Genomic DNA, 15,854 nt, shown 5'->3' with positions numbered 1-15,854 from the left:
GGGGGGGGGGGGGGGGGGGGGGGGGGGGGGGGGGGGGGGGGGGGGGGGGGTGGGGGACAAGGAGGACAAAGGTAACTCTTGACTTCTAACTCCGCTCCTCCACTCCTCCGCTCCTCCGCTCCTCCGCTCCTCCCCACTCCCCATTCCCCTAAAAAGGAAAGAACTGAAGTAATACTGACGCAACTCCGCCTAAAAAGTCAACTAAACTAGGTTTGCCGGTAGTGACTTTGCTACCTTGGGGTGTTTTAAGTTCGAGAAGAAAAGCTTGTGCTGTTTGCATTCCGGGGTTGTCGTTTTTGGCTTGAAAGAGGTTTTCGGCTATTTGAGCATCTTGAAATGCACCTTGTCTATCTAAAATTTGATAACGAGCAACACCACGAGCAAGATAAGCGCCGGCAAAATCTGATTTAATGGCGATCGCTTGATTAAAATAATCAATTGCATGTTGTTGATTGCCTTTTTGCGCTTCTGCTACACCCCAAGCATAAAATTCTTCTGGCTTGGCTGCTTGCAATGGTATACCCAGCGCTCCTTGTAAGTTAGCATTGTTCAGGCTGACATCATTTAATTCTGCGTTGGCAAGATAGGTATTTCTTAAGTCAGTACCCAGCAAATTTGCCTTATTAAGTTTCGCACCGCTGAGGTTAACCCCAAATAAACTCGCACCACTCAAGTTGGCACCTGTTAAATCTGCACCGCTCAAGTTGGCACGACTGAGGTTTGCACCACTCAGATTAGCTTTGCTCAAATTGGCTCCAGATAAGTCTGCTAGCACCAAACCAGCACCGCTTAAATCGCAGCTTTCACATTGTTTGGTTGCTAGCAACTGTTTAATGTGTTCAGAATTTGCGGCTTGAGCGACGGTTGTGAAGCTAATTGTGGTTAAAAATACGACTGTGGATAGAGCTTGCTTTTTCATAATCTGTGTCCAAATCTTTATTGGCTAAAAATTGAGCCTGAGAAGGTTGACACAGTTATAACTCAGCTGAAAGTATCAAGTATAACTAGATTTTGGAGGCAGAGTTCTGGAGTTATTGAGAAAGTTTGAGGCTTTTGTTCTAAATTTCAAGGATTGCAAATTGTCAGGGCAACAGCTTAGTCCTGTATATATTCAGTTATCCCGCTGAGTCAGAGTGAAAATGGCATGATTGTACAAGTTGACCTCTCCAGTTGTCTGACTAGATGAAGACCAACTTATTTTGGTAGATAAGCTAACTGCAAAAGTTAGGAAAGCCGCTAATAATAATTTTTCCAGCATAGTCACCCCTCACAACCATTAAATAATCACTCAACTACTATTTCCGTTTTAGCTTATGATCTATTTTTCTTCAAATCTAAGTGATAACCGAATGTAGTACAAATGATTTGGATCTGTTTTTAGGGTGACGCTAATCACGTAATTACAGATTATAGAGGTGATACCCAATTACTTACAAGGAACTACAAACAATATAAATAAATTCTTTATTTTTTACTTCGGACTGGGGATCAACTACATAGACTTGCCATCACAAGAAAATCGCACCCTCGGTATGCAATAAACAATAGACCTCAAGACTCATTCTATAAATGCATGTTTTTTCATCTTTGTGGTTTCGATGCTGACAAAAGCTGATAATAGAATGTTCCTGCCAAAAAAGCTCCTAGAATTGGTGCTGTCCAAAATAGCCACAACTGATCGATTGCCCAACCACCCACGAAAACCGCAGGACCCAAACTCCTAGCGGGATTCACCGATGTATTAGTAACGGGGATGCTAATCAAGTGAATCAGTGTTAATACTAGTCCAATGGCAATGGGAGCAAAACCTTGAGACGCACGCTGGTCGGTAGCACCTAAAATAACGATCAAAAAGATGAAACTGAGAACTAACTCGGTAATGAAACAAGCAAACAACGAATAGCCACCAGGAGAATGATCGGGTCCAAAACCGTTAGTTGCCAAGGGATTTGCACCGAATAGTGTAAATCCTGGTTTACCAGAAGCAATTAGGTAGAGAATGCCAGCAGCAGCGATCGCTCCAAATACCTGAGAGCCAATATACAATAAAAGCTCTGATGCTGGAAAGCGCTTTGCTGCCCAAAGTCCAATAGAAACCGCTGGATTAAAGTGACCCCCAGAAATATGACCAAGAGCATAAGCCATTGTCAATACAGACAAACCAAACGCTAAGGAAACTCCAACTAATCCGATGCCTATAGGGTATCTTATATTCTCAGCAATGTTTGCATTTTTTGCTGTAAACGCTGCTGCTAATACTGCACTACCACAACCACCAAATACTAGCCAGAAAGTTCCTATAAACTCTGCTAGACAACGCTTCAACTGTGACATGTTATTAGTAACTGCATTCATTAACCAATAACTAAATGCTATATAATAATTTTATTTATCATTAGTTTATTCGGTTTATTTTAATTCATCTGGGTTTATTTGGTAATTAATAAAAACTGTTCAAAATCATCTTGACAGATTTGATTTTTCAGCAAGATGATGATTTCATAACTATCATAATATATGACATCCGTCGTAGAGACGTTCCGGCGGAACTATCATAATATATGACATCCGTCGTAGAGACGTTCCGCCGGAACTATCATAATATATGACATCCGTCGTAGAGACGTTCCGCCGGAACTATAATAATATATGACATCCGTCGTAGAGACGTTCCGCCGGAACTATCATAATATATGACATCCGTCGTAGAGACGTTCCGCCGGAACTATCATAATATATGACATCCGTCGTAGAGACGTTCCGCCGGAACGTCTCTACAATTTGCATGAGATAATATATGTGTTTGCATAATCGATAAATAAGTATTAGAAAAAAAGTGGCATTCAGTTGTGAGAACTAAATGCCGCTTTTAATTTATGTTATTTGTAGTAGAGACGTTCTGGCAGAACGTCTCTAGCAAAAATGAAGATGATTTAACCGATAAAGGGTATACCTGAGACAGCGATCGCACCCGCTATTGCACTAGCTGCCAGGGATGTTAAAGCTGTACCAAATAACCACCAAGCTGCACTGGCAACGGTTTTCTTGGTTTCTTCAGCTTGCTTTTTCGCTTGCTCTTTGATTGCATTCAAACGTTTTTGTGTTTCTTTTTGAATGCGTTCAGCTTGATACAAAACGTTATCGCGTGAGGCTTCGATTTGGTCTACTATCTTGTTAGCTTGGGATAAAGAAATATCTTCACGTGAACTAATGACAGCAACTAGAGTATCACGGTCGAAGTGACTCAAGCGATCGCGCAATGCTTCAAATCCAGCTTGGGGATCGTCAAAGACTTTCGTCACGTCTTGCTTAATTCCTTCATAGTTGAGTTCGGGACGATCCAGTGCGTTGAGATAGTTGCGAATTTTCCCAAAAGTTCCCTCAACCACCGATTGCACTCTTTGCTGAATCTGTTGAAACTGTTCTACAAGTGAGTTGCGAACCGATTCGATTTGGTCTACAATATGGTTTGCTTCTTCTTCAGAGATATCCTCACGTTGAGATAGCAAAGCGACAACTGATGAACGGTCGATTTTAGAAACGCGATCGCCTAAACTTCCAATTCCTGCACGGGGAGAAGACAATAACAATTGTAAATCACGCTTGATACTATCTGGGTTGAGTTCTTCTTTGTTCGTGTTCCGCAAATAGTTTTCTAGATTCGCTTCAAAATCTAAAACTCCTTTGGTAGCACGATTTGCTAAACGACGTGGTGCTTTGATAATGTTGTCAATCGCTGATTGCACAGAATCAATTATCTGATTAACTTGCTCTTCGCTCAAGTTACCGCTCGAACCAACGAGTTTAACCAAGGTTTCTCGATCAACTTGCGATAAGCGATCGCGTAAAGCAGATGCACCTTCTTTGGGATCGTTGAGTAACTTTTCTAAATCTGCTTTGATACCTTCTGGATTCAGTTCTTCTAGATTGGTATTGCGGAGATATTCAGCGATCGCTGTTGTCGTTTGTTCATATTGTTCTTTCGCTTTCTGCGGTGCTTGTAAAATATTATTGCGTACAGATTCAAAATTATCGAGAACTTGGTTAACTTGTTCTTCGCTTAAATCTTGACGCTGACTCAACAGTTGAACTAGTGTATCCCGGTCAAATTGCGATAAGCGATCGCGCAGTAAGCCAATTCCCGCTTGCGGATCGTCCAGCAATACCTTAAACTCACGTTTGATAGCGTCGGGATTAAGTTCTTCTTTGTTCGTATTCCGCAGATATCCTTCTACTTTTTGCCGTAGTTCATCAGCTTTAGCTTTAGCTTGTTCTTGCAATTCTTGAGCACGATTTAAGACATTATCGCGAGTGCTAAGAATTGAACCAACAATATTGTTAGCTTCTTCTTCGCTGATATCTTGACGTTGCTTAATTAATTGTACCAAAGTATCGCGGTCAAATTCTTTGAAGCGATCGCTTAAATCTCCAAAACCCGCTTCTGGATCTTCGAGTAACTTCGCAAAATCGCGTTGAATACCTTCTGGGTTGAGTTCTTCTTTCCCAGTCGAACGCAGATATTCTTCAATACGAGTGCGGAAGTTTTCACTTGTTTGCTGCGATTCACCTTGCCGAACAACTTCTAAAACTTCGTTGCGATCGCTCTCCATTTGCTCGGAAATTTCTTGAATCCGCTCTTCGCTGATATCACCCCGCTGCTTCAGCAAGTTGGTAAAATACTCTAAATTGAGTTCTTCTAATTGCCGTCTTACTTTTCCAGCATCTGCGTTTTGGTCATAAATCACATCTTTGAATTCATCTTTAATCGTCAGCCGATTAAAATGCCAAGGAAAAGAATTCAAAATGTACTCTTCTACATCTGCCTTAATTGCGTTGCTAGCTCCTGGCAATTTTGCTGTTGCTTGCTGGCTTAAATTTTGTAGTTGTTGTTTAATTTTCTCAACATCTACATCCGGGAGTTTTTCTTTCAGCTTTTGCAACTGGGGTGTGATTTTCTCCAAATCTATATTCGATAGATTGACGTTCTTTAACATTGCTGGAACTGCCGCACCCAAACCTAATTCAATAGCTTGTTTTATCATGCCATTGCTTTCCTTGCCCTTCCCAACACCAGATGTCACTAATTCTTGAAGCTTTTCACCTAATTTATCAGAATTTAGTTCTTCCGGACTTACAGTCTTGAGCAAACTCAACACTTTTTCTGTGGGATTTTTTCGATTTAAAACTTGTTGCCAAGCACCTTCTAATTGGTCAGCAACATTATTTATGTCTTTTTGAGAAAAGTCTGTGCGACTGCTAACTAAATCAACAAAAGTCTGGCGATTAATATTTTTCAATATATCACTATCGCCGAGAGATTGTAAATCTACATCTTTCAGCAACTGGTCAAATTGACTGCGAATATCTTTCACATCGAGCTTGGGCAATTGCAAAGAACTTAAAGAACTTTGTAACGTATTTTTGATACTATCCGGGTCAAAACCAGAAGTTAATTCGCGACGAACTGCCGCTGTAATATCTTCCGCAGTAGAAACCATTTGATTTTTAGCAGCATTAGCACCTAAAGCAGCCGTTGCTGTTCCCATCATTCCTTGAAAGCCAGCAGTAGCAGTCTTGACCAGAGAACCAATTAATGAGCCTACGGCTGTTGAACCTAACCAAACTATTAGTGAAAAGTAGGCAGACCAAATGACTACACCAATAATTGCTCCTAAAACTGCACTACCAATTAAGCTTAGTTTGACTGCGAGAAAAGAAGCGACGAATAAGGCAATACTCGCGGTGATCAGTGCCCAAATTCCTACTTTTGCTTCCACACCGCGAATTGTGCTACCCAAGCTTTGAGAATCATCATCAGATGAATCACCACCTAAAGCCGAAATTCCTATAGCTACAGAGAAGTTCGTTAATAAAAATTGAAAGGCAAATGCCATCAATACACCAGATAGCATTGCTACCAAAAACTTCGGTCCAGAAAAGGCAAGTGATACTTCGGGAATTACCACTGCCTGAGCAATTGGTAGCGATGGGAATCCGTGTGTTTCACATAACTTCAAAGCTGTTTGCAAACTGGAAAACATAATTATTTTCTCTCCTGGGTACTGACTGCTATTTCAGCCTAACGAGCAGTTATCTTGATGTCCACTGACTCCAGTAAGAAATAGCCATAATCATTAGTAGTAGTTTTGCCGGCAGTTATGAAATTAATTTTTGAGACATTTCTTCAAACAAACTCAAAAACTGCAAATTTTTGCTTTATTGTTATTAACATGTCTGCCCAAGAACTCATATCATACTCCAGATAGAGGTAGAAGTTATTCCAAGGGATTGATGACGAGTTTACTAAGAAAATGGATAAATAGAATTATTCGAGCGCCTAAAGAAAGAAAAATATTAGTATTGGAGAATTTGAAAATGGTTGTGGGAGTACATAGACGTGCTGTAGGTGTATTTACTAATCGCCGCGATGCAGAAGCTGCGCTGCATGAACTGAAAAAATCCGGCTTTGATATGGATAGAGTGTCTGTCGTGGTGCAAGATGCAGACGGCGATCGAGATATAGCTGGTGCGGCAGTCACAGAACGTGTTGGTGATAAATCTGATGAAGGTGCCACAGTTGGTGCAGTTTCCGGTGGTACTTTAGGTGGATTGACAGGCTTGTTAGTTGGTTTGGGGACTTTAGCAATTCCGGGAATTGGACCAATTATGCTGGCTGGTGCAACAGCAACTGCCTTAGCAACAACTTTAGCAGGAGCGGGTATTGGTGCATTAGCTGGTAGTTTGTTGGGTGGATTAATTGGTTTGGGAATTCCCGAAGAACGAGCTAGAGTTTACAACGATCGCGTACAACAAGGACAATATTTAGTCATCCTTGATGGCACAGATGCAGAAATTGCCGAAGCGGAAAAAATTCTGCATACTGGTGGTGTAGAAGAGTTTGGCATTTATGACCATCCAAATAGCCCCCCAATAACTTCAGGTGTGGCTACTAGAGATGTTGGTGTAGCTTCAGTTGCTGCGACTCCGGTTGTCAGTGCATCTCTGCACAGAAAACGAGCGATCGGTGTATTTTCTCATCGTCGCGATGCTGAAGCTGCAATTGGCGATTTGCGCGATGGTGGAATATCGATGGATCATGTTTCCATCATCGGTAAAAATGGAGACCACAACGTCGCTGGAGTGGGTCTAAATGACCGTGTAGACGATACCAAAGCCGACGATGGGGCAAAAGCAGGTGCAGTTACAGGTGGTGCATTAGGCGGTTTAGGCGGCTTATTAGTTGGTCTTGGCACCCTAGCGATTCCGGGAGTGGGTCCTGTACTATTAGGTGGTGCGGCTGCAACTGCTTTAGCTACAGCTCTGACAGGTGGCGCCATTGGTGCAGCAGCTGGGAGTATAGCTGGGGGATTAGTTGGTTTAGGAATTCCCGAAAAAAATGCGAAAATTTATAACGATCGCATTGACAGAGGCGACTATTTGGTAATCGTTGATGGTACAGACGCAGAAATTCACCGCGCCGAAGAAATCCTCAAAACCAGACATGTTGAAGAGTTTAACATCTATGATGCTACCGATTTAGATCGTGCAGGCGATCGCTCAGTTGTGACTCAACCAACACCAGTAGTTAACACTACCCAAACCAATTACGTACCGCCGACAGTTGATCGCGACGAAGCCTCAGTAATCATTATTGACCGTCGGGATGAACGCGTGTAATAGTATTTTCAGCTAATCGACTTTCCCCGATGACATCTAATAATTGAAGGCAAAAGTCGAAAGTCAGAAATCAAGAGTCAAAGCGACAGAATGAACCGCATTTCTTGATTTTTGACTTCCATGCCAAAACAATGGAAAACTTCCTCCTCACCACTTCACAATTTACCTGTTTCTATAAAGAATTAAACAAATGAAAAAGCTAACTCCTTTCTTTATTAGTGCTTTATTACTTTTTGGTGCTGCTGCTTGTCAAAATCCCGCTAAAACTAGCGCCGATGCACCAAATGACGCTAATAAAACCGTATCTCAAACCGAAGCGCCAAGCGTACAAGCAACTGAAGCTGCCAAAGAAGACGCCCAAAGTGAAGTCCGCAGAAGACAGCTAAATGCCGACATTAAGGCTCGCGAAGAACGGAATAATATCACTGGAGGCGATACCGACAGAGCCGTAGGCGACCTCAAAAGCCAAGTTCGCTCTAAATTGGAAGCTAACACCCCCGGTAGTAGTTTAGCAGTTGATGCTACAAAAGATGGCACAGTAACTGTTACCGGAACTGTAACTAATGAAGCCCAATTAGCTAAGATTGAACCTTTATCTAAAGAAATTAAAGGTGTCAAACAAGTGGTAAATAAAGCAACCGTTGTTAAGAAATAATCCCCAGACAAACATTTTTTCTCTTCGTCAAAGCAGAATAAACATGGACGCAAACTTACAACAATCGGAATACGCTACTCACACTTCACCAAAGGAAATGGTAGCAATTGAAGGTTCAAACCCGCAAAATCTGCCAATGCTACTACCTGCGAGTGAACCGGAAAACCAATTGCAAGAATTTGGACAACAAGTTTCCGATTTTTTGGCGAATTTGCCGGAAAACATCGGTAGATTCTTTAGCGACTACAAGAAACCAATTATCAACATTGGTTTATTTATCGCAGCAATTGTCACAGTCAAAGTAGTTCTGGCAATTTTGGATGCCATCAATGAGATTCCGCTGCTATCTCCAACTTTTGAGTTAGTGGGAATTAGTTACTCAACTTGGTTTACTTTCCGCTATTTACTCAAAGATTCGACTCGGCAAGAATTATCTGCGAACATTCAATCGCTCAATAAACAGACTTTTGGCAGCAACCTTTCAGAAATGTAAACTAACCCTTGCCGAGCTTGCAAATTTAATTTTCTGAAAGGTTGTATCCGGAAATTTTTGCTTGTTTGCGGTCAAGTCGAAATCAACTTTCTGACTTGACCGTTTTCTTATACCCTATAGGGTTACTAAAAACACGATCGCTATTAATGAATACAGCCATCGGTAAGCAAAGCAGAACCAATCAAAAACCTACTTAGAAATATGGTTTTCCAATTGTTCGATGCGTTGCTGTTGCTTACTAATAGTATTGTCCTGATGGATGAGATAAAGGGTTAACTCTTCCAGCTTTTGCAACAGGTTCATCGTAAATTCAGTCAGGTTGACACCAGCATTTTTCATCTCTTCGCCCGATTGGATTCTAGGAAGATGTCCATTCTTACGGATGAAGGCACTCACGTCACTGAGGGTTGGCAAGTCATAATTGGCTGCAAACACGAAGTCCGCTGGCTTGAGTGAAGCACCTCCTACAAGGATGTCTCCCGTTCCGCCATCAATGTGAACAGTGAGTTTACCAGTACTGTCCAGCAAACGAATGTCCCCATTGTGACTCTCGCCACCTAAAGTCAGGTTGCCGTTGCCACCATCAATGTGAACACTCTGCTTGCCTGCGGTATCCAACAGGGTGACATCTCCTTCGGAACCATTGCCACCTAAAGTCAGGTTGCCGTTGCCACCATCAATGTGAACAGTCTGCTTGCCTGCGTTATTCAACAGGGTGACATCCCCTTGGGAATCATTGCCACCCATAGTCAGGTTGCCATTGCCACCATCAATGTGAACAGTCTGCTTGCCTGCGTCATCTAGCAGGATTACGTCGCCTTCGGAACCATTGCTACCTAAAGTCAGGTTGCCATTGCCACCATCAATGTGAACAGTCTGCTTGCCTGCGTCATTCAACAGGGTGACATCCCCTTGGGAATCATTGCCACCCATAGTCAGGTTGCCATTGCCACCATCAATGTGAACAGTCTGCTTGCCTGCGGGATCCAACAGGATTACGTCGCCTTCAGTGCCGCTGCCACCGGCGAGCAAATTGCCCTTTTCACCGTCCAACTTTACGGTCACGCCGTTTGCTGAATTCTTTAAGAGAATTTGGCTGGATTCTGTGGTCATTTCAATTATTCCTTCAGGTAAATAACTCTAAAATTTGGGACTTGAAGTTTACACACTTCCGTAAACTTTTGGTAAGTCTCCCACTCAAGCTAGTAAATGTCAACTGTTTCTATGTAAGTTTTTACAGGAATTTACAGCTTAATTATCGCCGTTTTATGCAATACCGCTGTTTCAGTAGATCATAAAGTTTTATCAAAAGGGCGATCGCCAAACAATACGTACATTCCAGTATCTTCATATACTATCAATATTAATAACGCTTATCATTATATAAAAAGTGAAATGATGGAAATATTGCATACTACGTTGTTAGCCAAAATCAATTGACTTTTTCGTCAGAGCAATAGCTCTAACTGATTCAGAAACCCTAGAAGAGGTTATTGAGTGTTTGGCGGAAAATTTCTCCCTTAGACATATCCGTAAATGAGCTTCAAAGTCTTGTACAGCAACGCTAAAAGCCTAATTTCCGGATAACTTTATTGAAATCCAAGGACCATGTTACCAAAAAACTTTATTTGAAATTTTAGTGAGGGCTGCTAGTAGTACAGATAGTATCGAAAACACAGCGAAAACCTTGAATATAATTTTATTTAGTAATTATATTTAGATATCATCTAGATAAAATCGACAATGAAAGAGTAATTAAAAAAACAAATTAATCGAGCTTTCAAAAGTATAATTCCAATTCTAATTAAGATTCTATGGCGAAAAGTTAGTCTCGTTCTTCATGGATAATTGAAGGTTGAAAAGCTGGTTGCCATCAGTAACCAGCTTTTCAACCTTCGTAATGATGATTATTATTATTTAAATGTGGAGTCTTTATTTTTGTTGAGTAATTTATTCCTTGAAGTCCCTATTAAAACGCAGAGAAATCTATCTTCTCCAGTACTTGTTTGATAAAACTTTGTTTATATCTTCGGCAAAAGTCTACCTAATGATAGAGATAAAAATGGAATTTTTGGAGCTGATTCCTTTCTAAAGATAGTGTAATTGTCATAACAAAAACCCTTAATCTAGTTTTGAAAGTTATTCAATCAGTTGAAAAAGGATTTGATTTATGTCTAATGAAAAGTTTAATAAAGCAGTAGATTCATCCGATCGCGTCAAAGAAGATAATTACGATAAAGGTATTGTGCCTGCGGAAACTGCGGCTCGTAGAGAAAGAGAAGGAGATCAATTTAAAACAACTCCTACCGAAGAAAGGCAAGCAAGTGCAACCACCGACGACCAAACCCACCCTGGTGACAGCATCCGCACCACAGACGGTTACACAGTCGATAAAGAAGGTCTGTTGAACAACTACGCAGTCGAACCGGAAATGTACTACGAAACACCCGGAGACGCAAGCCAAACAGCAGCAGCAGACGAAGCTGCACGGGTCGAAGAACTTGCAGAAATCAACGAAGACAAGCAAGGAGAACTGACCGAAACAGGTGACAAACGCGGTAGAGGTCCGGGTGCAGTTTAGTCTTGCACCATCTAAGTTTCTCTGATAGACATAGGTGTGAAGGTGTTGCACCAATTGAGGTATGAATCCGCATGTAGAGACTACCAAGTGCTACGTCTTTGCGAGGATTTTGGTATTAGACATCTCCGAAAATTAAATATGCGTTATCCAAACCCCAAGAGACGCGAAATTTCGCGTCTCTACATTGTTTTCCGGAGATATCTATTGGATAAAATCACATTCATACATGAAATCAGCAACGCCGGCGTGAAAAAGAATGTAGAGACGTAGCACTGCTACGTCTCTTGGGGTTTGGATAACGCATGTTTAAATTCGGTCGATATCTAATAGATATCTCCATAAAAGACGTAAAGACGCAAGGGTATCGCCGTCTCGACAAGAGACATCTCCATAAAAGACGTAGAGACGTTCCGCGCCCTACGTCTCTACAAGGGTTTGGGGGAACGTATAATTAATTTATGGAGATGTCTAAGGGGTTCGGGCAACGCATAATTAATTTCTACCAGACATCTAAGAGACATCTCCAGAGTCATACGTAGAGACGTTCCTGAGGAACGTCTCTACAAGGGGTTCGGGCAACGCATAATTAATTTCTACCAGACATGTAATGGTTATATGGCATTGTCAGTGCGACGGTCGGGAAGAAAGTCCCGGTCGTCGCTTATTTAATCGCTCTCACCATTTTTTATTGCGTTGACGGGCGTCAAAAATATATTTAAATAACTTAACTTAATATATAGATGACTTTTCTTCGCTGACCATAGAAAATTTTCATAACACAACCATGAAAAATCTCAATAAACAAACATGAATTTACTGCTTGACCTTTTCCTCACCGCTGGTGCAGCAACCGAAAAAGGTTTGATCAAGCCCCTCGGTCATCACGAGTTGTTTCTGATGTTACTGGAGTTAGCTTTGTTGCTTTTTGTCGCCAGAGGCTTAGGCGAATTTATGCGGCGAATCCAATTACCGCCGGTAATCGGTGAACTGCTGGCAGGGGTGGTTCTGGGTCCATCGATATTCGGGTTAATTCTGCCAAGTTTACAAAAGCAAATTTTTCCCCGGCTTCAGGCACAGTCAGATTTACTTTCGGTAGTCTCCTGGTTGGGAGTGCTATTTTTGCTGGTTGTAACTGGATTGGAAACAGACTTAAACTTAATTGTCCGCAAAGGCAAAATCGCCCTGCTGATTTCTTTAGGGGGGATTATTGTTCCCTTTGCCACAGGATTGGGATTGGGATGGTTGCTACCAGATAACTTCTTAGCAAACCCTAACCAACGGTTAATTTTCAGCTTATTTATCGCGACTGCGATGAGTATCTCAGCAGTTCCGGTAATTGCCAAGGTACTGATGGACTTAAAGTTGATTCGGCGCGACATTGGGCAAGTTACCTTAGCTGCGGGTATGACTGATGATACTCTTGGCTGGATTCTCCTTTCTGTGGTGTCGGGTTTAGCAACTAGTGGCAAATTCGATTTCCCAACGGTATTTAGGTCGGTTGCGGGAGCAGTAATATTTTTAGGACTTGCCTTTACCATCGGGCGATCGCTTATGGCTTGGGTGTTACGCTGGGTAGATGATTACATCGGTGGTGCTACAGCTAGTTTGTCGGCTTTGTTAGTTTTGGCGCTTGGTGCTGCCGCTTTGACTCACAGTTTAGGCATTGAAGCTGCACTGGGAGCTTTTGTTATTGGGATTCTCGCCGGACAATCGCCACGTTTTAGTCGCGAAGCGGGGATTACTTTGGAAGTGATTACGGCTGGATTTCTGGCACCGATTTTCTTTGCTACAGCCGGATTAAAAGTTGATTTAGTGAAATTGCTGGCACCGGAGACATTCTTTATTGGTTTAATTGTGTTGGCGATCGCCTGTTTTGGCAAGTTCACTGGAGCCTACATCGGTTCTCGTGTCGGTGGGTTGTCGCACTGGGAAGGTATCGCGATGGGTTCGGGGATGAATGCCCGTGGCGCAATGGAGATTATTGTTGCTACTATCGGCGTTTCCTTGGGCGTGCTAAACCAGCAAATGTATTCGATTATTGTCATGGTGGCGATCGTTACTTCTTTAATGGCTCCCCCTTTGTTACGCTGGTCGTTGTCGAAAGTCGAAATCGGTGAAGAAGAAGCTCAACGCTTGCAAAAAGAACAACTCGCAAGCCGCAGTTTTATTAAGCGCATCCGCCGAATATTGCTACCTACTCAAGGTGGACCGAATGTCAGATTAGCTGCTCAGTTAGTTAGCCATCTCGCACACCAGAATACCCTAGAAGTAACGGCTTTGTTTGCTAAAAGAGATAAACAAAACATAGGTGCATCAGTAAATTTTACGAGGAAAGACATCAAAATTAATACGCCGGAATTAGCGATCGCTGCCGTAGCCGATCAAATTGACCTGCCGACGGATGGAATGTTGAACACGAAAGTAGAATCGGGAAACGATATTGCTGACGTGATTGTTAAAGAAGCCAGGAAAGGATATGACTTGATTGTCATTGGTGCAAGTGAAAGTCCGCGCAAAGGTGGGGCTTTATTTAATGTCCTAGTCGATCGCGTCATTCAAGAAGCTCCTTGCGCCACAATGGTGGTGAAGTCGAATTTGCTCAACGCGAAGGATTTGGGTGAAGCAATTAACTCTTACAAGATTAGTCAGATTTTAGTGCCTACTAGTGGCGGCGAACACAGCGAATATGCAGTTGAGGTTGCTAGCACAATCGCGGCTCAAACTGGAGCAATTGTGACATTAGTTAATGTTGTGAATCGAACTCAGCGCGAGTATATTTTGTTTGAAGAGCAGACAATGCGATCGATAACAGATATTGCCGAGCAAATTGTGCAACAGCAAGCTTCCCTCGGACGGGGACTAGGTGCGGAAGTTAAAACTGTAATTCTGACGGGAATTCCCGAATTAGAAATTCTCAACTTTGCCCATTCTCACCAAGTAGATTTAATTGTCATGGGTAGCACTATTCGGACGGTAACAAATCGCGTGTTTTTCGGACACCGCGCCGATGCTATCCTGAATAAGGCACCTTGTCCGGTAGCCGTAATTACGTTAAATGCTAATTCGTGGCGTTGATTGAAGTTGTGCTTTCACTGCTCTAATAAACTTACTCAAACTTACCCGAAGTTAAGCTTGATGTTATTTTCTTGCTTCAACCAAGGACTCGTGAGGAAGCACAAGTACATTTGGAAGCCGGTTCACAAATCAGTTAGGATTCTGAGCTTTTGCACTATATGCTCTACTGGCTCGGAAATATCTACGGATATAGCATATTTTGGCTCCTCAAGGGTATCAAACTGAGTTTGAAGAAGTTTTTCACTCATGAAATGATTTTGACGCTCTAGCAAGCGTTTTTGAATTAACTCAAACGAACCTTTAAGGTAAACTAACTTAACCCGTTGATCGCCAATTAAGAGATACTGACGATAGCTGGCTTTTAGTGCCGAACAGGCTAAAACTACATTTTTATTTTGTTGCAGCCAATGTTGTATTCCTTGTTGGATTGCTAGCAACCACGGCATTCTATCTAAATCGTTGAGAGGGATACCGTGACGCATTTTCTCAATATTTTCTGGGGTGTGAAAAGAATCGGCATCTCTAAATTCCCAATGCAAAGATTCTGCCAGCAGTTGCCCGATGGTGGTTTTGCCGGAACCAGAGACACCCATCACGAGAATTATCATAGAAGGCTATTCGAGAGAAGCTTCAACACAAATTGAGTAGCATATTAAAAATCGGGACACTCTGCCTATAAACCAAAGTCCGAAAAATTACGGAGTACATAAATGCGGGGAATTTCCGATGTCTTTAGTGGGACAATCCGCGCATTGTGGATTGAGTTGCTCAACCAACCCAATCTATGGAAATTCTAATTTACTGCCTTTGGTTTTTTTTATTAGTGGGAGTAATCTTAATAGTCATGCTTGCCTTTGACTGCCTGCCAGTTAATGTAATTCGTAAGCAAAAGCAATCGGCTCCCCTAACCCCACGACAGTATCAACCATCTTCACCGACTAACAGTTACAACAAACTAAAACAAGTGAAACGAAACCAGACAATTCCACCAATTAACCAGTCGCTTACTCCTTCTTTTAACCAATTCGCTCCACCACCTCCACAACAGCCTCAACCATCTTTACAAATTAACAGCAATAACAACAGACAACAAGTCAGACCAACCCAGACAACTAACCAGCCACTTACTCCTTTTTCGTCACTTCGTCCACATAGCCCACAAACCAGAAAATTATACGGTCAGATGGTCAGATTGCTTCAAGGTGATAGTGAAGCGGTCAACCGTCTGATTGATAGCCAAAAATCCAAAAATCCAGACAAATCTGAAGAATGGATTTACGAAAAAGTCCTTTTTGATCTGACACGCGATCGCCACTAAATAAAAATCCCTTACACGCTGAGTCAGGGGAAAAGACAAACGATTATTTACACAT

General features: G+C 42.1%; 12 protein-coding genes. 6 read left to right on the top strand and 6 right to left on the bottom strand.

Annotated features, from left to right (window positions below; all coding sequences use genetic code 11):
• Window positions 1-148: 148 nt before the first annotated feature.
• The 4 genes from OGM63_RS00630 to OGM63_RS00615 form a co-directional block, all read right to left on the bottom strand.
• A complete protein-coding gene (locus OGM63_RS00630) occupies window positions 149-919 on the bottom strand; it encodes a pentapeptide repeat-containing protein (RefSeq protein WP_263743559.1) in 771 nt (256 codons plus the stop codon).
• A 192-nt stretch (window positions 920-1,111) separates the two neighbouring features.
• Complete coding sequence (locus OGM63_RS00625; protein WP_263743558.1) at window positions 1,112-1,258, bottom strand: QAALIT motif small membrane protein; 147 nt, start codon at window positions 1,256-1,258, stop codon at window positions 1,112-1,114.
• Window positions 1,259-1,581: 323 nt separating this feature from the next.
• Window positions 1,582-2,355 (bottom strand): aquaporin Z, encoded by a 774-nt coding sequence (aqpZ, locus tag OGM63_RS00620; RefSeq protein ID WP_318528380.1) that lies wholly within the window; start codon window positions 2,353-2,355, stop codon window positions 1,582-1,584.
• A gap of 578 nt (window positions 2,356-2,933) precedes the next feature.
• Window positions 2,934-6,041: a Rad50 family protein gene (locus tag OGM63_RS00615; RefSeq protein ID WP_263743557.1), complete on the bottom strand. Its 3,108-nt coding sequence runs from the start codon at window positions 6,039-6,041 to the stop codon at window positions 2,934-2,936.
• Between the two features lie 334 nt (window positions 6,042-6,375).
• Between OGM63_RS00615 and OGM63_RS00610 the strand changes: the two genes are divergently transcribed.
• From OGM63_RS00610 to OGM63_RS00600, 3 genes are all read left to right on the top strand, one after another.
• A complete protein-coding gene (locus OGM63_RS00610; protein ID WP_263743556.1) occupies window positions 6,376-7,677 on the top strand; it encodes a general stress protein in 1,302 nt (433 codons plus the stop codon).
• Window positions 7,678-7,867: 190 nt separating this feature from the next.
• A complete protein-coding gene (locus tag OGM63_RS00605) occupies window positions 7,868-8,332 on the top strand; it encodes a BON domain-containing protein (protein WP_263743555.1) in 465 nt (154 codons plus the stop codon).
• 43 nt (window positions 8,333-8,375) lie between these two features.
• A complete protein-coding gene (locus tag OGM63_RS00600; RefSeq protein ID WP_263743554.1) occupies window positions 8,376-8,825 on the top strand; it encodes a CAAD domain-containing protein in 450 nt (149 codons plus the stop codon).
• A 189-nt stretch (window positions 8,826-9,014) separates the two neighbouring features.
• On the opposite strand, the gene OGM63_RS00595 is transcribed toward OGM63_RS00600, so the two are convergent.
• Window positions 9,015-9,815, bottom strand: coding sequence for a hypothetical protein (locus OGM63_RS00595; RefSeq protein ID WP_263743553.1), 801 nt, complete (start codon window positions 9,813-9,815; stop codon window positions 9,015-9,017).
• 1,180 nt (window positions 9,816-10,995) lie between these two features.
• Here OGM63_RS00595 and OGM63_RS00590 point away from each other — a divergent pair.
• Both OGM63_RS00590 and OGM63_RS00585 read left to right on the top strand, forming a co-directional pair.
• Entirely contained in the window at window positions 10,996-11,406 is a 411-nt protein-coding gene (locus tag OGM63_RS00590) for a hypothetical protein (RefSeq protein ID WP_263743552.1), read from the top strand.
• 807 nt (window positions 11,407-12,213) lie between these two features.
• Window positions 12,214-14,481 carry a cation:proton antiporter domain-containing protein gene (locus tag OGM63_RS00585; protein WP_263743551.1) on the top strand — a complete coding sequence of 756 codons (2,268 nt, stop codon included), beginning with the start codon at window positions 12,214-12,216 and terminating at the stop codon, window positions 14,479-14,481.
• A 122-nt stretch (window positions 14,482-14,603) separates the two neighbouring features.
• On the opposite strand, the gene OGM63_RS00580 is transcribed toward OGM63_RS00585, so the two are convergent.
• Window positions 14,604-15,089, bottom strand: coding sequence for a gluconokinase (locus OGM63_RS00580; RefSeq protein ID WP_263743550.1), 486 nt, complete (start codon window positions 15,087-15,089; stop codon window positions 14,604-14,606).
• 176 nt (window positions 15,090-15,265) lie between these two features.
• Between OGM63_RS00580 and OGM63_RS00575 the strand changes: the two genes are divergently transcribed.
• Window positions 15,266-15,799, top strand: coding sequence for a hypothetical protein (locus OGM63_RS00575; RefSeq protein ID WP_263743549.1), 534 nt, complete (start codon window positions 15,266-15,268; stop codon window positions 15,797-15,799).
• Window positions 15,800-15,854 lie beyond the last annotated feature (55 nt).

The sequence above is a fragment of the Plectonema radiosum NIES-515 genome (genome assembly GCF_025753815.1).
Lineage (GTDB): Bacteria > Cyanobacteriota > Cyanobacteriia > Cyanobacteriales > Nostocaceae > Hassallia > Hassallia radiosum_A.
Note: the sequence above shows the minus strand (reverse complement) of the source record. Positions and strands in the feature narration are given on the sequence as shown.

Excerpts from the sequence above, each read along its gene's own strand:
- OGM63_RS00630 (WP_263743559.1), bottom strand. The coding sequence starts at position 919 with ATGAAAAAGCAAGCTCTATCCACAGTCGTATTTTTAACCACAATTAGC.
- OGM63_RS00625 (WP_263743558.1), bottom strand. The coding sequence starts at position 1,258 with ATGCTGGAAAAATTATTATTAGCGGCTTTCCTAACTTTTGCAGTTAGC.
- aqpZ (WP_318528380.1), bottom strand. The coding sequence starts at position 2,355 with ATGAATGCAGTTACTAATAACATGTCACAGTTGAAGCGTTGTCTAGCA.
- OGM63_RS00615 (WP_263743557.1), bottom strand. The coding sequence starts at position 6,041 with ATGTTTTCCAGTTTGCAAACAGCTTTGAAGTTATGTGAAACACACGGA.
- OGM63_RS00610 (WP_263743556.1), top strand. The coding sequence starts at position 6,376 with ATGGTTGTGGGAGTACATAGACGTGCTGTAGGTGTATTTACTAATCGC.
- OGM63_RS00605 (WP_263743555.1), top strand. The coding sequence starts at position 7,868 with ATGAAAAAGCTAACTCCTTTCTTTATTAGTGCTTTATTACTTTTTGGT.
- OGM63_RS00600 (WP_263743554.1), top strand. The coding sequence starts at position 8,376 with ATGGACGCAAACTTACAACAATCGGAATACGCTACTCACACTTCACCA.
- OGM63_RS00590 (WP_263743552.1), top strand. The coding sequence starts at position 10,996 with ATGTCTAATGAAAAGTTTAATAAAGCAGTAGATTCATCCGATCGCGTC.
- OGM63_RS00585 (WP_263743551.1), top strand. The coding sequence starts at position 12,214 with ATGAATTTACTGCTTGACCTTTTCCTCACCGCTGGTGCAGCAACCGAA.
- OGM63_RS00580 (WP_263743550.1), bottom strand. The coding sequence starts at position 15,089 with ATGATAATTCTCGTGATGGGTGTCTCTGGTTCCGGCAAAACCACCATC.
- OGM63_RS00575 (WP_263743549.1), top strand. The coding sequence starts at position 15,266 with ATGGAAATTCTAATTTACTGCCTTTGGTTTTTTTTATTAGTGGGAGTA.